We start from the raw sequence: 20,667 nt of genomic DNA on the forward strand, positions 1-20,667 counted from the left end.
GGCGGGGATCCGCCCCCCCCCCGGACGAATCCGCCGGATCGGGACGGCATTTGAATTTTGAACGCCCAAGGAGTTTTGTTCCCTTCACACGGCACACATACCGTGGCTAGCCGTTATACCCGTATCTGCGCCGGGCTGTCAGGAACGGACACCTCGTTTGTTCATGATGGATTGTATCAGAGCAAAAATCCTTTTTCAAGAGCTTCAAATGATTTGTAACACAGCCGTAACAAAAGCCGTGTATGGATTATGGAAACCGGTTTTTGGAGATCCCTGGATGGAAAGACTGGCATTTTTTCTATATTCAGCGGGCATTTCGGCCGTTGATGCACGGTTTTGTGCAACAAAAGCGAAGAAAACCTCCCCGGCGGGCACATGGTCCGCCGGGGAGGCAAGAGATATGATTTGAAATGTCCCGCAGCCGTCACATTCGCCGGGGACGCCGGGCGGCTGTCCAGGAAAACCGCTTTACCAGATGGCCTTGGTGTCCACGTCCTGCTTCAGGCGGGCAGTGAAGTCCGCCAGGGACATGGCCCCCAGGTCCTCGCCGGTCCGCAGGCGGACGGAGACGGTCTGGTTCTCCATGTCCCGGTCGCCCACCACCAGCATGTAGGGGATCTTCTCCAGGGTGGCCTCCCGGATCTTCTTGCCGATCTTCTCGTTGCGGCCGTCCACTTCCACCCGGAAGCCGGCGCCGTCCAGCTGCTTTGCGATCTCATCGGCATACCCCAGGGCACGGTCTGTAATGGGCAGGACCTTCACCTGCACCGGGTTCAGCCACACGGGGAAGGCGCCGGCGAAGTGCTCGGTGATGACGCCGATGAACCGCTCGATGGAGCCCAGCACTACCCGGTGGATCATGACGGGGCGGTGCTTCTCGCCGTCCTCGCCCACATACTCCAGCTCGAACCGCTCGGGCAGCTGGGAGTCCAGCTGGATGGTGCCGCACTGCCAGGTGCGGCCCAGTGAGTCGGCCAGATGGAAGTCCAGCTTGGGGCCGTAGAAGGCGCCGTCCCCCTCGTTGACGGTGAACTCCTTGCCCATGTCGGTGATGGCGTTCTTCAGGATGTCCTGGTTGTGTTCCCACTGCTCCACGGTGCCGATGTGGTCCTCGGGCATAGTGCTCAGCTCGATGGCATAGCTCAGGCCGAAGGTGGAGTACACCTCGTCAAACAGGCGCACCGTCTCCTGGATCACGTCCTTGAGCTGGTCGGGGGTCATGAAGATGTGGGCGTCGTCCTGGTTGAAGCAGCGCACCCGGAACAGGCCGTGGAGGGCGCCGGACAGCTCGTGACGGTGGACCAGACCGATCTCACCCACCCGCAGGGGCAGCTCCCGGTAGGAGTGGGGCTCGCTGGCGTAGACCAGCATGCCGCCGGGGCAGTTCATGGGCTTGATGGCGTAATCCTCCTCGTCGATGACGGTGGTGTACATATTCTGCTTGTAGTGGTCCCAGTGACCGGACCGCTCCCACAGCTGCCGGTTCAGGATGATGGGGGTGGAGATCTCCACATAGCCGTACTTCTTGTGGACCTGCCGCCAGTAGTCCAGCAGGGTGTTCTTCAGCGTCATGCCCTTGGGCAGGAAGAAGGGGAAGCCGGGGCCCTCGTCCCGGAGCATGAACAGGCCCAGCTCCTTGCCCAGCTTCCGGTGGTCCCGCTTCTTGGCCTCCTCGATGCGCTGCAGGTAGGCGTCCAGCTCATCCTTCTTGGGGAAGGCGATGCCGTAGATGCGCTGCAGCGTCTCCCGGTTGGAGTCGCCCCGCCAGTAGGCGGCGTTGCAGGCGGTCAGCTTCAGGGCGTTGCCCTTGATGCGGCCGGTGGAGTCCAGATGGGGGCCGGCGCAGAGATCGGTGAACTCACCCTGCTTGTAGAAGGAGATGTGGGCGTCGGCGGGCAGGTCGTTGATGAGCTCCACCTTGTAGGGCTCGTTCTTTTCCTCCATGAACTTGAGGGCTTCCTCCCGGGGCAGCTCGAACCGCTCCAGCTTCAGCTTCTCCTTGCAGATCTTCCGCATCTCCGCCTCGATCTTCTCCAGGTGCTCCGGGGTGAAGGCGAAGGGGGCGTCCAGGTCGTAGTACCAGCCCTCGTCGATGGAGGGGCCGATGGCCAGCTTCACCTCCGGCCACAGGCGCTTCACAGCCTGGGCCATCACGTGGGAGCAGGTGTGCCAGTAGGTCTGGCGGTACTCCGGGTTGTCAAAGGTAAATTCGTTGTTCTTCACTTCTTCAGACATGGTTGATCCTCCTTTGATGTGAGGGGCAGAAAGCAAAAATCCCACCCCTGAATGATCAGGGGTGGGATACAAAGTCGTATTCCACGGTTCCACCCTGCTTGCACCCTATTTTATATAGGATGCCGCTCGTGTCCTCTGTAACGGGAGGTCCCGTCCCAGCCTACATATCGGTGGGCGGCTCCAAGGCGGTGGCTGATCCCCGGGCTCCGACCAGGGCCGCTTGCAGCCGCGGCGGCCCCTCTCTGCTGCCTTGCCCGGACAGCGTCCTTTTCAATGCCTTTTTCTTGACAAAGCCCAATATAGCACGGGGATTTCGCCTTGTCAAGTGGCGAAATCCGGTTTTCCGCCGGGGATCGTCAGGTCCCCAGCCACAGGATGTCCCGGGCCACCGGGGTGTAGAACAGCCGCTCCACCTCCGCCCGGTCCCGGGTCTGGCCCAGGATCCACATGAGCTTGGCCACCACGGCCTCGGTGGTCATGTCATAGGCCTCCAGCACCCCCAGGTCGCTCTTCAGCCGGTAGCCCACGTGGTAGACCCCCAGGTCGCTGCCCTCGCTGGCCACCTGGGTGGTGAGCACCACGATCTTCCCTGCCTCCATCCAATGGCGGACGCAGTCGTAGAAGCCCCCCGCCTCCGGCAGGCCGCCCACGCCGAAGCTCTCGATGATCAGGGCGTCGTTCCGCTCCAGCAGGAAGTCCGCCGCCTCCCGGCCGGCGCCGGGCACCAGCTTCAGCAGGGCCACCCTCGGGTCCAGGCGGTCGTAGAACACCGGCGCCGGGCCGCAGTCCTGGTGGATGTAGCGCAGCAGCACGCCGTCCCTCAGCACAGCCAGCTCCGGGTGGTTGATGCTGGAAAAGGCCTGAAAGCTCTTGGACCGGGTCTTCCGGGCCCGGGTCCCCAGGATCACTCTTCCGTTGAACACGATGGACACGCCCGGCAGGTCCGCCGCCGCGCAGCGGAAGGCGTCCGTCAAATTCACCTTGGAGTCCGTGGAGTCAAAGCCGATGGGCTTCTGGGCGCCGGTCAGCACGATGGGCTTGGGGCTCGCCTGGATCAGATAGCTGAGGGCCGCCGCTGTATAGGCCATGGTGTCCGTGCCGTGGGTGATGACGAATCCGTCATAGCGGCCGTATCGTTCCCGGATGCAGGCGGCGATCTCCAGCCAGTTGGCCGGCGTCATGTTGGTGCTGTCCAGATTCAGCAGCTGAACGCAGTCCGCATGGCAGATCTCCGAGATCGCCGGCAGGTGGGAGAGCAGCTGCTCCGTGGTCAGCTCCGGCGCCAGACCGCTGTCCGTCACCTCGGAGGCGATGGTGCCGCCGGTGCCGATCAGCAGGATGGTCTTCATAGCGCAGCCCCTCCTTATCCCAGGTCCCGGTGGTCCAGGGCCGCCAGGCCGAACCGGGCCGCCAGGTCGATCTCCGCCCGGGCCGCCTCGTCCTCCGCCGCCTCCCGGCGGGCCAGCAGCTCCCGGAGGAACAAACCCCGCAGGGAGTCCTCCCCCGCCCGCTGCCACAGATCCTCCGCCATGCGGGTCCGGTCCCGGACCTCCAGCGTGTCGAAGCGGTCCGCCAGAGCCTCCCGCAGCGCCGCAGCGCCGGCGCCGCCCTCGGCCGTCTCGCCGGTGAGGAGGATCCGGTACAGGTCCCCCGCCGTATCCGGCGGCAGGGCCGCCTCCACGGCGGTCCGGGGATCCTTTCCTGTGACGTCCACCTCTAAAATCTCATACCGGTGCCGGGCAAAGGGCACAAAGGCCAGCGACACCTCGCCGCTGTCAGAGATCGTGCCCTCATAAAAGCCCTTCTCCCCCAGCTCGTCGAAGCCCCGACCCTCCAGACAGCCGGGCCAGGCGCAGACGGTCCGGCCCAGCGTCAGAGGCTCCATCCGCTTGTGGACGTGGCCCAGGGCCAGATAGGCAAGGCCGCTGGCCGATACCTCTTCCCGCCGGATGGGGTCATACCGGTCCTCCGCTCCGTCCAGCTCCCCGTGGAGCAGGCCGATGTGGACCTTCCCGTCCGCCGGGGCGGTGAAGCCCGCCAGCAGGCTCTCCGGCTGGTCCGGCCCGGTGAAGGCCGCGCCGTGGACCACCAGATCCAGCTCCGGCACCTCCGCCGCCGTCATGGCTCTCTCCCGGAACACGGTCACGTTCTCCGGCCAGGTCTCCGTCTCCCAGGGGCTGCCGGGGCCGTACCAGTCGTGGTTGCCGGGGGCGACGAACACCCGGGCCCGCATCTGCCCCAAAGCCGCAGCCAGCTGCTCCCCTGTCTCCCGGAAGGGACTGGCGCTGTCAAACAGGTCTCCCGCCAGCAGCACCAGGTCGATGTCATGCCCATTCACATAGTCCGCCAGACGGAACAGCAGCTCCCGGCTCTCTCTCCGCCGCTCCGCCGCCCGCTGGGCCGGCAGGGCGCCGAAGGCGCTGTCCAGATGGAAGTCCGCCCCGTGCAGAAACCGGATCATCCCTGCTTCTCGGGCCGCCAGCCCTTGCACACGTCCACCCATTCCACGAAGTTGGAGGCGTACCGCTCCAGCTCGTCGCAGGTCATCTCCACGGCGCTGTTGTCACTGCCCGCGGCGGGGAACACCGTGCTGAACCGCTTCAGAGACGCATCCAGATAGACCTTCACATCCTCCGGCAGGGCGAAGGGGCAGACGCCGCCCACGTCATGGCCGATCCAGTCATGGGCCTCCTCATGGGTCAGCATCTTGGCCTTGGTGTGGAACTGGGCCTTGTAGCGGCTGTTATCCACCTTGGCATCTCCCGCCACCACGATGATGATGGGCTTGTCCTCCACCTTGAAGCTGAGACTCTTGGCGATGCGGGCGCCCTCCACCCCCACGGCCACCGCCGCCAGCTCCACCGTGGCAGAGGACACGTCGAACTCCCGGATCCGGTCCTCGATGCCCAGGGGCTTGAAGTAGGCTCTGACTTTTTCAATCGACATGATGGTTCGTTCCTCTCTATTATAAAATAGTGTAAGATCTGTCCTATGCCGCGCGTTTTCGGACAATCCCGCTCAGCGGATGTCGATGCGCTCCACGGCGGTGCACAGCCCGGTGGCGCTGTCCAGGGTGAAGATGGCCCCCTGGAGCTTGGCCGGTCCCTCCGGCGCCCGGTAGCGGCCGGGCAGCCCCCCCAAGAATCCCTCCACCGACTGGCGGGGGTCGATGCCCAGCACCGACTCGATGACGCCGGTCATCCCCAGGTCCGTGATATAGCCCGTGCCCTTGGGGCACACCCGCTCGTCAGCGGTGGGCACGTGGGTGTGGGTCCCCCACAGGGCGGAGACCCGCCCGTCCAGATAGTAGCTCATGGCCAGCTTCTCGCTGGTGGCCTCGGCGTGGAAGTCCACCAGGGTGAAGTCCGCCTCCCCCTCTTCCAGCAGCCGGTCCGCCGCTGTAAAGGGGTTGTCCGCTCCCCAGGCCAGGTCGCACCGGCCGATCAGGTTCAGCACCCGGATGCGGACCCGGCCCAGGTCGTAGATCCCGCAGCCCCGCCCCGGGGCCCGGCCGGTGTAGTTGGCGGGCCGCAGCAGCCAGGGGGCGTCCTCCAGGAAGTCGGCGATCTGGCTCTTGCCGAAGGCGTGGTTCCCCAGGGTCACCACGTCTGCGCCGGCGTCGTAGATCCGCTCCGCCTGCTCCGCCGTCAGCCCCACGCCGGCGGCGTTCTCTCCGTTCACCACGGTAAAGTCGATGGCCTTCCACTTCTGCAGGGGCCGCAGGTGCCGCTCCAGATGGCGGAGACCCGGCTCCATCACCACGTCTCCCACCGCCAGAATGTGATATTCCATATACGCGCCCCCGTTTCTGCGATCTAATGGTTTAGTATAACAAAAACCGCCCGGATTGGAAAGGTCCTTCAAAAATTTTTCTCTCCGGTTGCGTTTCCTCCGGTCATCCCTTATAATGGTTCCGGCATCTATTAGAAATTCTGATTACTGGAGGAATGGTCCATGGCGGTGAAACTGGAGCTGTACCGGGTCTTCAAAGAGGTGGCGGAGACGGGCAACATCTCCCTGGCGGCGAAAAACCTTTACATCTCCCAGTCGGCGGTGAGCCAGTCCGTCAAGCAGCTGGAGACGGCACTTCAGGCCCGGCTGTTCGCCCGCAGTCCCCGGGGCGTCTCCCTCACCTGGGAGGGGCAGATGCTCTACCAGTACGTCCGCAGCGCCCTGGGCCTGCTGGCCACGGGGGAGGACAAGCTGTCCCAGGCCCAGCAGCTGCTGCTGGGGACGCTGACCATCGGCGCCAGCGACACGGTCACCAGCTTTTTCCTGACGCCGTTTCTGGAGACGTTCCACCGTCAGCACCCGGGCATCCGGCTGAAGATCGTCAGCGGCCGCAGCGCCAAGGTGCTGAGCATGCTGCGGTCCGGCGCCGTGGACATCGCCTTCGCCTCCTCCCCGTCGGAGCCCGGACTGTCCACCTGGTCCTGCTTCGCCACCCACTCCGTGTTCGTGGCCGGCAGCGGCTATGACTGCGACTTCGACCACGTGTACACCCGGCAGGAGATCGCGGACTTCCCCCTGATCCTGCTGGAGCGCAAGGCCAGCAGCCGGGTGTTTCTGGAGCAGTACTTCCTGCAGAGCGGCATCACTCTGACGCCGGAGATCGAGCTCTCCTCCCGCAGCCTGCTGGTATCCCTGGCCAAGATCGGGCTGGGCGTGGCCGGCGTGACGCTGGAGTTCGTGCAGGACGCCCTGCTCAGCGGGGACATCCGCCTGCTGAAGACGGACTTCACCATCCCCTCCCGCAGCGTGGACATGTGCACCCTGCAGGACGTGTCCCCAACTGCTGCGGCCGCCGCCTTTATGGAGATGGTCCGCAGAGAGGCCCGGTGACTGCATGGAGCGGCTGTTTTTGATCCTGGAGCTGGCGGGCACCCTGGCCTTTGCCGCCTCCGGCGCCATCACCGGGCTGAAAAAGAACATGGACATCTTCGGCGTGTGCATCCTGGGTCTCACCACCGCGGTGGGGGGCGGTGTCATCCGGGACGTGATCCTGGGCATCACCCCGCCCACCACCTTTCTGGATCCCATCTACGCGGTGGTGGCCCTGCTGACCTCTCTGGTGCTGTTCCTGCCCCGCATCCGGCGGCTGCTGATGTGGGACCAGCGGCTCTACGACCTGGTGCTGCTGATCATGGACTCCGCGGGGCTCGGCATCTTCACCGTGGCGGGCATCCGCATCGCCTACCAGCAGGCGTCCCGGCCCACGCTGTTCCTGCTGGTGTTCGTGGGGGTGGTCACCGGCGTGGGCGGCGGCGTCCTGCGGGACGTGATGGCCGGGGACACGCCCTACATCTTCGTCAAACACGTCTACGCCTCCGCCTCCCTGGCCGGAGCACTGACCTGCGTGGGGCTGTGGCCCCTTGTGGGAGAGGCGGCGGCCATGCTCTGCGGCGGCGGGCTGGTCATCGCCATCCGCATCCTCTCCGCCCACTTCCGCTGGAATCTGCCCCACGCCCACGACTGAACAGACAGAGGACCGCTCGAAAGAGCGGTCCTCATTTTTTCGGGGGATAGGGCCTCTGCTCGTCCGTCAGCCCGGCAAGATAGTCCATGCTGGTCTCCAGCGCCAGGGCGATCCGTCGGCACTGTTCAAAGGTCATATTACGCTTCCCCGTCTCGATCTTGGAGTAGTCGCTCTGATCGATCCCCGTCAGCATCTGCATCTTGACCTGGGAGTACCCTTTGGCCTTTCGCAAGGCTCTCATTGGAGTCATCGTCATCACCCAGAGAAATTATGCCCTGTTGACCTATTGAAAATAGGGTGATTTGGACCTATAATAAATATGAGGTGATGACCATGCCCCAGGAACCGGACTACAAGGCTGCCTATGAAATCCTGGAGGAAGCCCTGCGGAATGCCGACCGCATCCTGCGCCAGGCCCGGCTGCACACCGCTCTGCGGCTGGAACAGGAACGGGACGCCTGGGAACCCGCAGACCCTGAATTCCCGCAGGACGAAACCAAATAACACGGGAGCCGCTGCGATGCAGCGGCTCCCGCCTTTTCAGAGCACGTTATCCCATCCGCAGCGTGTCCCGGACGTCGCTGTCAAAGTACGCCACCGGGTTCTGGGGCTCATCGTCCTGGCGGACCTCAAAGTGGAGGTGGGGGCCTGTGGACATGCCGGTGGAGCCCACGGCGCCGATCATCTCCCCAGCCCGGACGGTGTCGCCCTCTTCCACCGTGAAGTCCCGGCACTGGCCGTAGAGCGTCGTGAGGCCGTCCCCGTGGTCCAGGACCAGGTAGTTGCCCCGCTCCGGATCAAAGCCCACCTCGGAGACGGTGCCGTCCGCCGCCGCCAGGATCACCTCACCCTCCGGGGCCGGGATATCGATGCCGGCGTGGACCGTCTCCCCCTGCCCGCCGGGCTTGACCCGGCTGCCGTAAGGATTGGAGAGGCTGATGGTATTGGTCCCCTGCACCGGCCATTGGAAAAAGCGGCTGCTTTCCTCATCCACGGCGTAGACGCCGTAGATCCAGGGATCGTCGTCCCCCGCCAGCTGGGGCAGGAGGGTCATGGTGCCGTCCTCTTCGTATTCCACCTTCAACTGCCCTGTGGACAGCGTGTAGATCTTGGTCTGCTCTGTGCCATCAGTGAAGGTCACGGTCACCGTCAGCCGGGCGCCGTCCAGCCGGTCGATGCTCTCCTGGTTGGCCGTCCGGGGATCCCCTTCCCAATCAATATCGCCGGTGTCCGGGATCAGGAAGCCGTAGCGGGCCTCCGGGTCATAGTCCTCCGTGACGCTGGCCCCCAGGTCCGTCACCACCTCCAGGGTCAGGGGCTCCTCTTCCCCCTCGCTGTAAACTGCGGCGATGACATCTCCGCCTCCGGGCAGCTGGTATTCCGTGCCGCTGGCCTCGGCCTCCAGGTACTTCTGCACCTCCTCCCCGGGGAGGTCAGTCAGGGTCCTGCTGCGGTACAGCGCCTCCCGGTCGATGGCCAGGGAAATGGTCTGGATGTTCTCTCCTGCCACCTGGAACAGGCAGCCGGTGTAGTGTCCGTCCTCGGCGGACCAGGAGCCCTGGCCGGATGTGCTGAAGGCCAGTCCCCCGTTGGCGTTGGCTTCGTAGCGCTCCCCCGTGTCGGCGGCATAGGCCGTCAGGCCGAAGGAAAACGCAGGCAGGGCCGTCACCGGGGCGCCGTCGGCGGTCGTCTCTCCGCCGCCGATGGGCCACAGGGTCACGGAGCCCGCCACCAGGGCCAGGGCGCAGGCGGCGCACACCGCCGCCCGGACCACCGGCCGCCATTTCCTGGGCGCCAGGCGCTTGGGGCCGGCGGGCTCTTGCTCCGCCGCCCGCCGCCGGGCGGCGGACAGCACCCGGTCATTCAGCCCGGCGGGGGGCTGGATATGCTCCATCATATTCTGATAATCGTTCTTCTTCATGGTCGTCTCCTCCCAGCAGGTCGTGCAGTTTGTTCCGGGCCCGGCGGAGCCGGGTGCGGACCGTGGCCGCCGGAATATCCAGCAGTCCGGCGATCTCCTCCGTGGAATACCCCTCGGCATAGTACAGGTGGATGGGGATGCGCAGCTTTTCCGGCAGGCGGGCCACCGCATCCCACAGCTCGGCGGTGCCGCTGTCCGGCTCCGCCGCGGTCTCCGGCAGGTCCGCCAGGGCCAGCACCGGCCGCCGCAGGCGGAAGCGGTGCAGATCATGGCACCGGTTCACCGTGCACCGCAGCAGCCAGGCCCGCAGGTGGTCACCGTCCCAATGTGTGCTGTCCTGGTCCAACAGCCGGAGAAAGACGTCCTGGTACACGTCCTCCGCGTCCTGGACGCTCTGCATCCGGCACAGTGCCAGCCGGTACACGGCGGCGCCGTGGTGTTCCATGGCATTGCGCAGCAGGATCTCCGTATCTTCCATGCAATGCCTCCTTTCTCTCGTCTGAAAAGCGCTTTCACTCTATACACGCCGGGGGACGCCGAAATGTTTCCTGCGGGCGGAGATTTTTTCGTCTGCCGGGCAGCAAACAGGCAGGCGCGTCTGCGCCTGCCTGTCTCTCACATCTCTTTGATGCCGTAGATCTCGAACCGGCCGATCAGGTTCTGGACCGTCAGCTTCTGGGCCAGCAGCTGCTGGTAGGTGGCGCCCCGGTTCTTTCCCGCGGCGCGGAGCTTGTCCATGTCAGAGGCCACCTTGTCCCGCTCCTTCAGCAGGTCGGCATACAGGCGGTCGTAGGCCGCCAATCTCTCCTGGTCCGTCATCACACGTTGAACCGGAAGTAGATCATGTCGCCGTCCTGGACCACGTACTCCTTGCCCTCGCTGCGGAGCAGGCCCTTCTCCTTGGCGGCGTTGACGCTGCCGCAGGCGATCATGTCGTCATAGGCGATGACCTCCGCCCGGATGAAGCCCCGCTCGATGTCGGAGTGGATCTTGCCGGCAGCCTGGGGGGCCTTGGTGCCCTTCTTGATGGTCCAGGCCCGGCACTCGTCCTTGCCGTAGGTCAGGAAGGAGATGAGCCCCAGCAGGGCATAGGAGCACTTGATGAGCCGGTCCAGGCCGGACTCCTCCACCCCCAGCTCCTCCAGGAACATCAGCTTCTCGTCGCCCTCCAGCTCGGCGATGTCCTGCTCCATCTTGGCGCAGATGGGCAGCACCTGGCTCCCCTCCGCGTCGGCGATGGCCTTCACCTGCTGGTAGTACTGGTTATGCTCCAGATCGGTGAAGCCCGCCTCGTCGGTGTTGGCGGCGTAGATCACCGGCTTCAGGGTCAGCAGGTCGCTGGTGGCGATCAGAGCCGCGTCGTCCTCGTCGCATTCGAACGTCCGGGCCAGGTTGCCTTCGTCCAGGTGCTTTTGGAGGGCGGTGAACACGTCCACCTCATGCTGGAACTTCTTGTCGCCCTTCAACGCCTTGGTAGCCTTCTCCACCCGGCGCTGGACCATCTCCAGATCCGCCATCACCAGCTCCATGTTGATGATGTCGATATCCCGCCGTGGGTCCGTGCTGCCCTCCACATGGATGACGTTCTCGTCGTCAAAGCAGCGGACCACGTGGACGATGGCGTCGGTCTCCCGGATGTTGGCCAGGAACTTGTTGCCCAGACCCTCGCCCTTGCTGGCGCCCTTCACCAGGCCGGCGATGTCCACGAACTCGATGACCGCTGGGGTCTTCTTGTCCGGCTGGTACATCTCCGCCAGCTTGTCCAGCCGCTCGTCCGGCACCGCCACCATGCCCACGTTGGGGTCGATGGTGCAGAACGGATAGTTGGCGCTCTCCGCGCCGGCGTTGGTGATGGCATTGAACAGAGTGGACTTGCCCACATTGGGCAGTCCCACGATTCCTAATTTCATAAAAGCAGCGCTCCCTTGCTGATATTTTTGGACAATTATTGTATCATTTCAGTTCCAAAAGCGCAAGGGCCAGCCTGGATTCCTCAGCAGGTTTCTGCCTTGCTCGCAAAATGTAAAATATTATGACATTTTCGCCCCGCTATGCTATAGCCAAAATGTCAAGAAGATTTGACAATTCAAAAAGGAGGCCGTCCCATGAAACTCTTTCGGAAAATGGATGGGATGGAACTCCACCTCTCTCTGAACGCCATCCGGGTGGCCTGGTTCTTCATGGTGATGGCCCTGTTTGTGTGGGGGACCTGGGGGTACGTTCAGACGGGCCGCTTCACCGCGCCCATATACCTGTTCGTCTTTCAGAATCCGCTGTACTTCCTGGCTCCGCAGGTGGGCCGGTGGCGCACCGGGGACCGGGACGGCGCCAAGCGCCTCCTGCTGTATGTCCTGCTGCTGGTGATCTTTCTGCTGGCCTTCGGCCTGCTGCTGTGGCGCGTGGGGCTGTGAGCCATGGAGAATCGGATCCGGGAGCTGCGGAAGGCGGCGGGTCTCCGGCAGGAGGACCTGGCCCGGCTGCTGGGCGTCACCCGCCAGACCATCCACGCCATCGAAAACAACAAGTACGACCCCACCCTGGGCCTTGCCATGCGGCTGGCCCGGCTGCTGGGTGCGCCGGTCGAGGAGATTTTCCATCTGCCGGAGTAGTGCAGCGCCTTGTTTTGGGGGTTGCATTCGGGTCCCCCCAGTGTTAAAATGTCGTTAAGATGATCAGGCACTGGCGGATCGCCGGCCACCGGTCATCTGCCCTGCCAAAAGGCCCTCCGGCAGGATCTCTCCAGTCTCCGCGGGCCTTTTGCCGGGCGGTGATCCTCAAGGGCCTGCCCTTTGATGAGGCTCCATCTGTCACCTCCCTCTTTACTCAGCACAGGGGCGCCGTTCGTGAAAGCCGGACGGCGCCTTTGTGCTGCAAACACAGGCATCTCATCCGCAGCACGAACAGAAGGCGCACCGCGTTCATAAAACGCGGTGCGCCTTTGGGGTGTTTTGGAGTGTTTGGGGATCTATTTGAAATCTCCGCTGTCCGTCGCATCCGGTAGCCTTTGCCCTTCCGCAGCTTTTGCCGCAGGGCCGCCCACAGACTGCGAAGTGATTTCTCACGTCCCCCTGTCAGGGGATCAGCCGAAGAAGTAATTGAAGAGGTCGTTCGGGTCAATATATCCGCCGCTCTGGCTGTTGTCCTGCTGGGTCTGGCTCTGGCTCTCCGCCTGCTGTTCCGCAGGGGCCGCGCCCCAGGTCAGCTGCAGGGTGATGGTCTCCCCCTGGCGGTAGACGGTCAGGGTGCAGGTGTCGCCTGCGGTGTAGGACTTTCTGGCAGCCGTCAGATCATCCAGGGAGGTGATCTCCGTGTCGTCGATGGCGATGATCACATCGCCCAGCTGCAGGCCCGCCTGGTCGGCCGGGCCGCCGTCCTCCACGGAGTAGACGAAGGCGCCCTCGGTGATGTCATAGCGGTACTGCTGGGCCATGCTGGCATTCAGGGAGCCGATGGTGGCACCCAGATAGGCCCGGTTGCTCACATAGCCGTTGGTCATGATGTCCTGGATCATGCTGGACACATCGTTGATGGGGATGGCGAAGCCCAGGCCCTCCGCTGTCTCACCGTTGCTGCCGGTGCTGGAATACTTGGCAGACACGATGCCCACCACCTCGCCGTAGCTGTTCAGCAGCGGACCGCCGGAGTTGCCGGGGTTGATGGAGGTATCCGTCTGGATCATGTTGAAGGGCGTGCCATCCACATTGATGGTCCGGTTCACGCTGGAAACCATGCCGCCGCTCATGGAGAAGGTCAGCTCGCCCAGGGGGTTGCCGATGGCCAGCACATGGTCGCCCACGTTCAGCTCCTCGCTGTCGCCCAGGGTGACGGCCTGCAGGCCGGTGGCCTCGATCTTGATGACGGCGATATCATAGTCCTCGTCGCCGCCCACATACTGGGCGTCATACGTATCGCCGCTGTACAGCGTCACCTGGATGGTCTGGGCGTCGCCCACCACATGGTAGTTGGTGACGATGTAGCCGTCGCTGGTCAGGATAAAGCCGGAGCCGGCGGACGCCGTCTGCACCGGCTGGCCGAACCAGTTGGTGCCGCTGGTGCCGGTGACGTTGATGGACACCACGCTGTTGACATTGGCGGCGTAGACCTCCGCGTCGCTCATCTCGGTCTGTCCGTCCACCTTGTTTACAGCCACCTGGCTGACGGTGCGGTCGCTGACGTTGATGGTGGTGCTGTCTTCTTCGCCGCTGTTGCTGACGCCCCAGACGATGCCGCCGCCCACAGCGCCGCCCAGAAGGGCACAGCACAGGGCCAGTGCCGTGAGCTTCATGCCCACACGATTTTTCTTCACAGGCTTCATCTCCTGCACAGGCTGCTGGGGCCCGTTCTGATATTCCGGTGCCGGACCGGCCTGGGGAGCCGGATGCGTCTCCGTCTCACTGCCGTCCTTGCGGTATGTGTAATGGTACAGGTTGTGTTCGTCGTTATACATAATTGATGCCTCCTATTATGTATCCCGTACATCGTCTCTTTAGAACTGATGATAGCAGGGAATCATGTCGGGAATATGAACTTTGTTTGTATGCTTTTTAAATTTCCTCGGGGAAGCCGCCCGGAAAAACCGGGATCTTTTCAAAGGCTCTTCCTTGAACCTTTACCTGAAGTATAGTATGCTTATCTTAAAATCATCTGAAAGGAACTTTGAACAAGGTGTTAAGAATCGATTCCGTCAAGCTCCCGCCGGAGGCCGGCATGGGGGCGCTGGCCGCCGAGGCCGCCCGCCTCCTGCGGGTGCGGGAGAAGGATCTCCTCTCCCTCCGGGTCCTGCGGCGCAGTGTGGACGCCCGGGAGGAGGTCCGCCTTGTCTATACGGTGGAGGTCTCCGTAAAGGATGAGGCGTCGGTGCTCCGCCGGGTCCGGAGCCGGAAGGTCAGCCGGGCCGTCCCCCAGGCGGCCTATGCGCCCCCCGCTCCCCTGCCGGCGCCGGCGGTCCCGCCCGTGGTGGCGGGGGCCGGGCCCGCCGGACTCTTCGCCGCCCTGGTGCTGGCCCGGGCGGGCCAGCGGCCCATCCTGCTGGAGCGGGGCCGCCCGGTGGAACAGCGGAAGGCGGACGTGGAGCGGTTCTGGACCACAGGAGAGCTGGACCTGACCTCCAATGTCCAGTTCGGCGAGGGCGGCGCCGGCGCCTTCTCCGACGGCAAGCTGAACACCGGCACCAAGGACCTCCGCCACCGCTTCATTCTGGAGACGCTGGTGTCCTGCGGCGCGCCGGAGGACATCCTCATCGACGCCAAGCCCCACGTGGGCACGGACTTTCTCCACATCGCCCTGGTGAACCTGCGGCGCCGACTGCTGGAGCTGGGGGCGGACATCCGGTTCGAGAGCCGTCTGGCGGACCTGGACATCCGGGACGGCGCCCTGGCCGGCATCACGGTGGAGGGCCCGGCGGGGACGTATGCCCTGCCCTGCCGCCAGCTGATCCTGTGCCCCGGCCACTCCGCCCGGGACACCTTTGAAATGCTCTACGAGAGGGGTGTGCCCATGGAGGCCAAGCCCTTCGCCGTGGGGGTGCGGATCGAGCACCGTCAAGCGGACTGCGACGCCGCCCAGTACCGGCAGTACGCCGGGCACCCGGGGCTGCCGGCGTCCACCTACAAGCTCTCCTGCCATCTACCAAACGGACGGGCGGCCTACTCCTTCTGCGTCTGCCCCGGCGGGCAGGTGGTGGCCGCCGCGTCAGAGGCGCAGCGAGTGGTCACCAACGGCATGAGCGAATTTGCCCGGGATCAGGAGAACATCAATGGCGGCCTGCTGGTGAACGTGACGCCGGAGGACTACGGCGGAACGCAGGATCCGCTGGCGGGCATCGCCTTCCAGCGGAGGCTGGAGGCGGCGGCCTATGACCTGGGGGGCGGCGGCTACCGGGCACCGGCCCAGCGGGTGGGGGATTTCCTGGCGGGCAGGCCCTCCACGGGCCCCGGCCGGGTGAAGCCCAGCTACCGCCCCGGCGTCACCTGGACGGATTTGCGCCAATGCCTGCCGGACTTCGTGGCGGACACCCTGGCGGGCGCCCTGCCCCTGCTGGGGCAGAAGCTCCGGGGCTACGATGACCCCGACGCCGTGCTGACGGCGGTGGAGAGCCGCTCCTCCTCCCCGGTGCGGATCCCCCGGGACGAGACGTACCAGTCCTCCCTCCGGGGCCTGTACCCCTGCGGCGAAGGAGCCGGCTATGCCGGCGGCATCCTCTCCGCCGCTGCGGACGGCATGCGCTGTGCCGAACAACTCTGTCAATCCATCGAGAAAGGATCTTGATCATATGAGCCGTGATATCTGCGTCTATCTGGAATTCCTCACAGAGGGTCACAAAGCCCAAATCCGGGAAACTGCCCGGCGGACCGGCTTTGTCCCTCACTTCTTCACCCTGGACCAGTTTGAGGAGGCGAAGGCCTGCCTCCAGCACTGCAAGGTGCTGTACGCCCACTCCGCGGACCTGCTGCGCACCGCCCCCGCCAGCCTGAGATGGTACTGCTGCTCCTTTGCCGGGGTGGACCTCTACTGCAAGGACCCCGCCCTGTTCGCCAACCCCGACTGCCTGCTCACCAACTCCAATGTCTACGGTGTCACCATCGCCGAGCACGTGGTGATGGTGACGCTGATGCTGCTGCGGCGGATGCCGGAGTACGCGGTCATCATGGGGCAGCGGAGCTGGTCCAACCAGCTGCCTGTCCGCTCCATCCGGGACAATGAGTTCACCATCCTGGGCACCGGAGACATCGGCCGCAACGTGGCGGAGCGGCTGCGGGGCATGGGGGCGGCGAAGATCACAGGACTCAGCCGCAGCGGCAGGCCCCATCCCGCCTTTGACGAGGTGCGCCCCATCTCCGACCTGGACGACGTGCTGCCCCGGACGAAGATCCTGGTGATGGCCCTGCCCAGCACGCCGGACACCATCCACATCCTGAACCGGGAGCGGATCGCCCTGCTGCCCGCTGACGCCTATGTCATCAACGTGGGCCGGGGCACCGCCCTGGACCAAACAGCCCTGGCGGAGGCCCTGAACGGCGGAAAGCTGGCCGGCGCCGCCCTGGACGTGATGGACCCGGAGCCCCTGCCCAAGGACGACCCCCTGTGGGACGCCCGGAACATCATCCTCACCCCCCACGTCTCCGGCAACATGACCCTGGGCTACACCTGCGACGAAAACGTGGCCCGCTTCTGCGCCGATCTGGAGAACTACGCCGCCGGCCGGCCTCTGGCGGGGCTGGTGGACCGGGCGCTGGGGTACTGAGCAGTCTGCAAGCGGAAATTGCAGCATTGCCCGCTGGCAGCGGCAGACTTCCCGGCAGTTTCGTGATATGCTGATGCTGTCTAAGAAAGGAGTTTTGCCCATGACCATCGGTGAAAAAATCTCCCTCCGGCGGCGGACTGCCGGTCTCTCCCAGGAGGCGCTGGCAGCACAGCTGGGTGTCTCCCGCCAGGCGGTCAGCCGCTGGGAGACTGGCGAGTCCCTCCCAGACGCGGAGAAAATCGTTCAGCTGTGCCAGATCCTTGGCGTCTCTGCTGACGAGCTGCTGATGAAAAACGCACAGCCAACTCTCAGGGGCAGCCAAAATACCTCGGTTTCAGCGCCCTCCGGACGGCAATGGGCCAGCCTGGCCGCGGCGCTTCTGCTCTGCTTAGGCGTGTTATCCATCCTTGCCTCCCTTCTGGCACTTTTCTTCCGTGTATGGGATTACTGCTTTATCACAGCCGGCATCGGATGGAGCTGGTATATTACGGGAAACTTCCTCTTCTACTCCTGGCGCGGCCTTCTTCTGACGGTGGGGACTGGAATGACAGCTAGCGGCATCATAATTCGGATCTGGCTGCGGAAAAACGGTTTTTAAATACCACGCTCTCTCCACCCCATATTCCATTCAGAAAGGAAATCATCTTATGAACAACTTCACCTTCTACTCCCCCACTCTCTTCTCCTTCGGCGACGGAGAGGAGAATAACACCGGCGCCCTGGTGCGCCGGTTCGGCGGCACCCGGGTGCTGCTGGTCACCGGCGGCGGGTCCGTCCGCCGCAACGGCGCCTATGACGCCGTCACCGCCTCTCTGGAGGCGGCGGGCATCCCCTTTGCCGAGCTCTCCGGCGTCCAGGCCAACCCCCGCAGCGGCAAGGTCTATGAGGGCATCGACATCGTCCGGCGGACCGGCGCGGACTTCCTGCTGGCGGTGGGCGGCGGCAGCGTCATCGACACCGCCAAGGCCATCGGCTTCGGCGCGCTGTACAAGGGGGATTTCTGGGACTTCTTCACCGGTGCCGCCAAGATCGAAAAAACGCTGCCCGTGGGCGTGGTGCTGACCATCTCCGCCGCCGGCAGCGAGGGGTCCGACAGCTGTGTCATCACCCAGGAGCGGGGCAACCTGAAGTGGGGCTGTCCCAAGACGGATGTCATCCGCCCCAAATTCGCCGTGCTGGACCCCCGCTTCACCTGCTCCCTGCCCGCCTATCAGACCGCCAGCGGCGCCGTGGACATGATGGCACACATCCTGGAGCGGTACTTCACCAACACCCCCGACGTGGCCCTGACGGACCGGCTGTGCGAGGCCCTTCTGAAAACCGTGCTGGACGCGGCCCCCAAGGCCATCGCCGATCCAAACGACTACGCTGCCCGGGCGGACCTGATGTGGGCGGGCATGCTGGCCCACAACAACTCCTGCGGCGTGGGCCGGGACCAGGACTGGGCCAGCCACCAGATCGAGCATGAGCTCTCCGCCTTCTACGACTGCGCCCACGGCGCGGGCCTGGCGGTGGTGCTACCCGCCTGGATGGAGTATGTGCTGCCCCACGATCCCGCCCGGCTGGCCCAGTTCGCCGTGCGGGTCTTCGGGTGCGAGATGAACTTCGCCGACCCGGCGGAGACCGCCCGCCAGGGCATCGGGCGGCTGCGGAGCTTCTTCCGCTCCCTGGGCATGCCCACCACGCTGGAGGAGCTGGGTGCCAAGGCGGAGGACATCCCCGCCATGGCGGCCCACCGGGCGGAGAAGCCCAACGGCTTCCCCTTCGGCGGCTTCGTCAAGATCCAGCCCGCCGACATGGAGGCCATCCTCCATCTGGCCGAGGGCGGAAAGCAGGCCTGACGACCATCAGGAGGCGGGAGCGCCGTGCGCTCCCGCCTCTTTTTTCCCGCCGCCTCACCGGAACTCCCGGGGGCTCATGTGGAACGTGCTGCGGAAGGCCCGCAGGAAGGTGGAGTACTCGGTGAACCCCGCCTGCTCCGCCGCCTTCATCACCGGCACGCCGGAGCGGATCAGCTCTCCGGCCCGCAGCAGCCGCTTCTGGGTGATATACTGGTGGACCGTATAGCCGGTGACCGCCTTGAACCGGTGCATGAGATAGTACCGGCTGATGAAGAACTGCCTGGACAGGGTCTCCACTGTCAGATCCTCCTCCAGATGGCTCAGGATGTACCGCAGGATCTCCTCCATCTTGGGATCCACCCGGTAGCTGTCCCGCTCCTCCTGGGCCGTGCGGGACCGCAGCACATCCCGGTTCACGTCGATCAGCAGCTGCTGGCACAGGGTGTCCGCCATGCGGGCGGCACCGAAGCCCCGGTCCCGCTGGGCCGCCTCCATCTGCTGGATGCGCTGCATATAGTGGAGCCGCCGCTCCGCGTCGAACCGCAGCAGGTGGAACCCCCGCTGCCGGGTGGTGTCGAAGCAGGCCGACAGCGCCTCGCCGGGGTCGCTGCGCCGCTCCAGCCACTCCCGGCCCAGCCACACCACCACCCTCTCATAGGGCTCCGCCGGGTCGATGATGGGCCGGTGGATCAGGTCGTGGCCCACCAGCAGCATGTCCCAGGGCCGGAGGAAGTAGGTGACGCCCTCCACCACGTAGGTGACCTTTCCCCCCAGCAGCAGGATCAATTTGTCAAAGGCGTGGTAGTGGTAGTCCACCGTCTGGGCCCGGCTGTCCTTCAGGTGGAACAGGCGGAAGTCCTCCTTCAGATATCCCCGCCTGCTGATCTCGTTCCGGTCCAGCATCTTCCGCCTCCTCTCCCGTGCAATGGTCCCCGCCGCCCGCCGGCGGCAGGGGCGTTATTGGTTATTGTACCGCATCTCGCCGGTTTTCACAACCGGGAGGCGGAAAAATCCCTCCGATTTGGAAGCCCCCGCCCAACTGCGGGATTGAGTTTTCCCGCCGGATTTGCTATACTTTGCTATACGAGAAAAAAGTCGAATCCTGAGGAGGGACCGCCATGAGCCGCGCTGACGCGCTCTTTCTCCAAAACTGCCGGGACATCCTGGACCACGGCGTCTGGGACACCGACCAGGCCGTCCGCCCCCGCTGGGAGGACGGCACCCCCGCCCATACCGTCAAGAAGTTCGGGATCGTCAACCGCTATGACCTGCGGGAGGAGTTCCCCATCCTGACGCTCCGCCGGACCTACTGGAAGACGGCGGTGGACGAGCTGCTGTGGATCTGGCAGAAGAAGTCCAACAACATCCGCGACCTGCGGGGCCACATCTGGGACGAGTGGGCGGACGCGGACGGCTCCATCGGCAAGGCCTACGGCTATCAGCTGGGCATCAAACACCAGTACCCCGAGGGGGAGATGGACCAGGTGGACCGGGTGCTGTACGACCTGAAGCACAACCCCGCCTCCCGCCGGATCCTCACCAGCCTCTACAACCACCAGGACCTCCACGAGATGAATCTGTACCCCTGCGCCTGGTCCATGACGTTCAACGTGTCCGGCAATGTGCTCAACGCCATTTTGAACCAGCGGAGCCAGGACATGCTGGCGGCCAACAACTGGAACGTGGTGCAGTACGCCGTGCTGGTCCACATGCTGGCCCAGGTCAGCGGCCTGATCCCCGGCGAGCTGGTCCATGTCATCGCGGACGCCCATATCTATGACCGCCACGTGCCCATCATCGAAAAGATGCTGACCCAGACGCCGTCCCCGGCGCCGGTGTTCCGCATGGACCCGTCCGTGACAGATTTCTACGCCTTTACCCGGGACAGCTTCTCCCTGGAGGGATATACCCCCGCCCCCTTCGAGGACAAGATCCCCATCGCCATTTGAGG

The 20,667-nt window shown here is 64.5% G+C and carries 22 protein-coding genes; 10 read left to right on the forward strand and 12 right to left on the reverse strand.

Going from position 1 to position 20,667, the window contains the following annotated elements; genetic code table 11:
* Nucleotides 1-468: 468 nt before the first annotated feature.
* The 5 genes from thrS to H9X91_RS06795 form a co-directional block, all read right to left on the reverse strand.
* On the reverse strand, nt 469-2,235 hold the full coding sequence (gene thrS, locus H9X91_RS06775) for a threonine--tRNA ligase (protein ID WP_204803792.1): 1,767 nt from the start codon (nt 2,233-2,235) through the stop codon (nt 469-471).
* A gap of 356 nt (nt 2,236-2,591) precedes the next feature.
* Entirely contained in the window at nt 2,592-3,584 is a 993-nt protein-coding gene (locus H9X91_RS06780) for an asparaginase (RefSeq protein WP_204803794.1), read from the reverse strand.
* Nucleotides 3,585-3,598: 14 nt separating this feature from the next.
* Nucleotides 3,599-4,696 (reverse strand): metallophosphoesterase family protein, encoded by a 1,098-nt coding sequence (locus tag H9X91_RS06785; RefSeq protein WP_204803796.1) that lies wholly within the window; start codon nt 4,694-4,696, stop codon nt 3,599-3,601.
* Entirely contained in the window at nt 4,693-5,181 is a 489-nt protein-coding gene (locus tag H9X91_RS06790; RefSeq protein ID WP_204803798.1) for a YbaK/EbsC family protein, read from the reverse strand. Before H9X91_RS06790 ends, H9X91_RS06785 begins: the two co-directional genes overlap by 4 nt.
* 72 nt (nt 5,182-5,253) lie before the next feature.
* Nucleotides 5,254-6,027, reverse strand: coding sequence for a TIGR00282 family metallophosphoesterase (locus H9X91_RS06795; protein ID WP_204803799.1), 774 nt, complete (start codon nt 6,025-6,027; stop codon nt 5,254-5,256).
* A gap of 162 nt (nt 6,028-6,189) precedes the next feature.
* Here H9X91_RS06795 and H9X91_RS06800 point away from each other — a divergent pair, with 162 nt between their 5' ends.
* Both H9X91_RS06800 and H9X91_RS06805 read left to right on the forward strand, forming a co-directional pair.
* On the forward strand, nt 6,190-7,077 hold the full coding sequence (locus H9X91_RS06800) for a LysR family transcriptional regulator (RefSeq protein WP_204803801.1): 888 nt from the start codon (nt 6,190-6,192) through the stop codon (nt 7,075-7,077).
* Between the two features lie 4 nt (nt 7,078-7,081).
* Nucleotides 7,082-7,711, forward strand: a complete 630-nt coding sequence (locus tag H9X91_RS06805; RefSeq protein ID WP_204803802.1) for a trimeric intracellular cation channel family protein — start codon at nt 7,082-7,084, stop codon at nt 7,709-7,711.
* A 31-nt stretch (nt 7,712-7,742) separates the two neighbouring features.
* Here H9X91_RS06805 and H9X91_RS06810 read toward each other — a convergent pair whose 3' ends face one another.
* Entirely contained in the window at nt 7,743-7,952 is a 210-nt protein-coding gene (locus H9X91_RS06810) for a helix-turn-helix domain-containing protein (RefSeq protein ID WP_243414470.1), read from the reverse strand.
* Between the two features lie 92 nt (nt 7,953-8,044).
* Here H9X91_RS06810 and H9X91_RS06815 point away from each other — a divergent pair, with 92 nt between their 5' ends.
* The gene (locus H9X91_RS06815) at nt 8,045-8,215 is read left to right on the forward strand and encodes a hypothetical protein (protein WP_204803804.1); all 171 of its coding nucleotides are present in this window, start codon (nt 8,045-8,047) and stop codon (nt 8,213-8,215) included.
* 46 nt (nt 8,216-8,261) lie between these two features.
* On the opposite strand, the gene H9X91_RS06820 is transcribed toward H9X91_RS06815, so the two are convergent.
* The 4 genes from H9X91_RS06820 to ychF form a co-directional block, all read right to left on the reverse strand.
* Nucleotides 8,262-9,632: a M23 family metallopeptidase gene (locus H9X91_RS06820; RefSeq protein ID WP_204803805.1), complete on the reverse strand. Its 1,371-nt coding sequence runs from the start codon at nt 9,630-9,632 to the stop codon at nt 8,262-8,264.
* Nucleotides 9,571-10,110: an RNA polymerase sigma factor gene (locus H9X91_RS06825; protein WP_204803806.1), complete on the reverse strand. Its 540-nt coding sequence runs from the start codon at nt 10,108-10,110 to the stop codon at nt 9,571-9,573. Before H9X91_RS06825 ends, H9X91_RS06820 begins: the two co-directional genes overlap by 62 nt.
* Nucleotides 10,111-10,247: 137 nt before the next feature.
* Nucleotides 10,248-10,433 carry a hypothetical protein gene (locus tag H9X91_RS06830; protein WP_204803807.1) on the reverse strand — a complete coding sequence of 62 codons (186 nt, stop codon included), beginning with the start codon at nt 10,431-10,433 and terminating at the stop codon, nt 10,248-10,250.
* A gap of 17 nt (nt 10,434-10,450) precedes the next feature.
* The gene (ychF, locus tag H9X91_RS06835; protein ID WP_204803808.1) at nt 10,451-11,542 is read right to left on the reverse strand and encodes a redox-regulated ATPase YchF; all 1,092 of its coding nucleotides are present in this window, start codon (nt 11,540-11,542) and stop codon (nt 10,451-10,453) included.
* Between the two features lie 195 nt (nt 11,543-11,737).
* On the opposite strand from ychF, the gene H9X91_RS06840 reads away from it, so the two are divergent.
* Together H9X91_RS06840 and H9X91_RS06845 are read left to right on the forward strand one after the other, a co-directional pair.
* Complete coding sequence (locus tag H9X91_RS06840; protein WP_204803809.1) at nt 11,738-12,043, forward strand: hypothetical protein; 306 nt, start codon at nt 11,738-11,740, stop codon at nt 12,041-12,043.
* Between the two features lie 3 nt (nt 12,044-12,046).
* Complete coding sequence (locus H9X91_RS06845; protein ID WP_204803811.1) at nt 12,047-12,241, forward strand: helix-turn-helix transcriptional regulator; 195 nt, start codon at nt 12,047-12,049, stop codon at nt 12,239-12,241.
* A gap of 470 nt (nt 12,242-12,711) precedes the next feature.
* On the opposite strand, the gene H9X91_RS06850 is transcribed toward H9X91_RS06845, so the two are convergent.
* Nucleotides 12,712-14,079, reverse strand: coding sequence for a S1C family serine protease (locus H9X91_RS06850; protein WP_204803813.1), 1,368 nt, complete (start codon nt 14,077-14,079; stop codon nt 12,712-12,714).
* Between the two features lie 218 nt (nt 14,080-14,297).
* On the opposite strand from H9X91_RS06850, the gene H9X91_RS06855 reads away from it, so the two are divergent.
* The 4 genes from H9X91_RS06855 (at nt 14,298) to H9X91_RS06870 (ending at nt 18,716) form a co-directional block, all read left to right on the forward strand.
* The gene (locus tag H9X91_RS06855) at nt 14,298-15,899 is read left to right on the forward strand and encodes an FAD-dependent protein (protein WP_204803815.1); all 1,602 of its coding nucleotides are present in this window, start codon (nt 14,298-14,300) and stop codon (nt 15,897-15,899) included.
* A gap of 4 nt (nt 15,900-15,903) precedes the next feature.
* Nucleotides 15,904-16,875, forward strand: a complete 972-nt coding sequence (locus H9X91_RS06860; protein ID WP_204803817.1) for a D-2-hydroxyacid dehydrogenase — start codon at nt 15,904-15,906, stop codon at nt 16,873-16,875.
* Nucleotides 16,876-16,975: 100 nt separating this feature from the next.
* Nucleotides 16,976-17,473, forward strand: coding sequence for a helix-turn-helix domain-containing protein (locus H9X91_RS06865; RefSeq protein ID WP_204803819.1), 498 nt, complete (start codon nt 16,976-16,978; stop codon nt 17,471-17,473).
* 49 nt (nt 17,474-17,522) lie between these two features.
* On the forward strand, nt 17,523-18,716 hold the full coding sequence (locus H9X91_RS06870; RefSeq protein WP_204803821.1) for an iron-containing alcohol dehydrogenase: 1,194 nt from the start codon (nt 17,523-17,525) through the stop codon (nt 18,714-18,716).
* 54 nt (nt 18,717-18,770) lie between these two features.
* Here H9X91_RS06870 and H9X91_RS06875 read toward each other — a convergent pair whose 3' ends face one another.
* Complete coding sequence (locus tag H9X91_RS06875; RefSeq protein ID WP_204803823.1) at nt 18,771-19,619, reverse strand: AraC family transcriptional regulator; 849 nt, start codon at nt 19,617-19,619, stop codon at nt 18,771-18,773.
* Between the two features lie 215 nt (nt 19,620-19,834).
* On the opposite strand from H9X91_RS06875, the gene thyA reads away from it, so the two are divergent.
* Nucleotides 19,835-20,665 carry a thymidylate synthase gene (gene thyA / locus H9X91_RS06880; RefSeq protein WP_204803826.1) on the forward strand — a complete coding sequence of 277 codons (831 nt, stop codon included), beginning with the start codon at nt 19,835-19,837 and terminating at the stop codon, nt 20,663-20,665.
* Nucleotides 20,666-20,667 lie beyond the last annotated feature (2 nt).

This window comes from Oscillibacter valericigenes, assembly GCF_016902445.1.
GTDB lineage: Bacteria > Bacillota > Clostridia > Oscillospirales > Oscillospiraceae > Oscillibacter > Oscillibacter avistercoris.

Coding starts and splice junctions, on each gene's coding strand:
- H9X91_RS06795 (WP_204803799.1), bottom strand. CDS start 6,027: ATGGAATATCACATTCTGGCGGTGGGAGACGTGGTGATGGAGCCGGGT.
- H9X91_RS06840 (WP_204803809.1), top strand. CDS start 11,738: ATGAAACTCTTTCGGAAAATGGATGGGATGGAACTCCACCTCTCTCTG.
- H9X91_RS06815 (WP_204803804.1), top strand. CDS start 8,045: ATGCCCCAGGAACCGGACTACAAGGCTGCCTATGAAATCCTGGAGGAA.
- H9X91_RS06825 (WP_204803806.1), bottom strand. CDS start 10,110: ATGGAAGATACGGAGATCCTGCTGCGCAATGCCATGGAACACCACGGC.
- H9X91_RS06800 (WP_204803801.1), top strand. CDS start 6,190: ATGGCGGTGAAACTGGAGCTGTACCGGGTCTTCAAAGAGGTGGCGGAG.
- thrS (WP_204803792.1), bottom strand. CDS start 2,235: ATGTCTGAAGAAGTGAAGAACAACGAATTTACCTTTGACAACCCGGAG.
- H9X91_RS06810 (WP_243414470.1), bottom strand. CDS start 7,952: ATGAGAGCCTTGCGAAAGGCCAAAGGGTACTCCCAGGTCAAGATGCAG.
- H9X91_RS06860 (WP_204803817.1), top strand. CDS start 15,904: ATGAGCCGTGATATCTGCGTCTATCTGGAATTCCTCACAGAGGGTCAC.
- H9X91_RS06865 (WP_204803819.1), top strand. CDS start 16,976: ATGACCATCGGTGAAAAAATCTCCCTCCGGCGGCGGACTGCCGGTCTC.
- H9X91_RS06790 (WP_204803798.1), bottom strand. CDS start 5,181: ATGTCGATTGAAAAAGTCAGAGCCTACTTCAAGCCCCTGGGCATCGAG.
- H9X91_RS06820 (WP_204803805.1), bottom strand. CDS start 9,632: ATGAAGAAGAACGATTATCAGAATATGATGGAGCATATCCAGCCCCCC.
- H9X91_RS06805 (WP_204803802.1), top strand. CDS start 7,082: ATGGAGCGGCTGTTTTTGATCCTGGAGCTGGCGGGCACCCTGGCCTTT.
- H9X91_RS06870 (WP_204803821.1), top strand. CDS start 17,523: ATGAACAACTTCACCTTCTACTCCCCCACTCTCTTCTCCTTCGGCGAC.
- H9X91_RS06850 (WP_204803813.1), bottom strand. CDS start 14,079: ATGTATAACGACGAACACAACCTGTACCATTACACATACCGCAAGGAC.
- H9X91_RS06845 (WP_204803811.1), top strand. CDS start 12,047: ATGGAGAATCGGATCCGGGAGCTGCGGAAGGCGGCGGGTCTCCGGCAG.
- H9X91_RS06875 (WP_204803823.1), bottom strand. CDS start 19,619: ATGCTGGACCGGAACGAGATCAGCAGGCGGGGATATCTGAAGGAGGAC.
- thyA (WP_204803826.1), top strand. CDS start 19,835: ATGAGCCGCGCTGACGCGCTCTTTCTCCAAAACTGCCGGGACATCCTG.
- H9X91_RS06780 (WP_204803794.1), bottom strand. CDS start 3,584: ATGAAGACCATCCTGCTGATCGGCACCGGCGGCACCATCGCCTCCGAG.
- H9X91_RS06785 (WP_204803796.1), bottom strand. CDS start 4,696: ATGATCCGGTTTCTGCACGGGGCGGACTTCCATCTGGACAGCGCCTTC.
- ychF (WP_204803808.1), bottom strand. CDS start 11,542: ATGAAATTAGGAATCGTGGGACTGCCCAATGTGGGCAAGTCCACTCTG.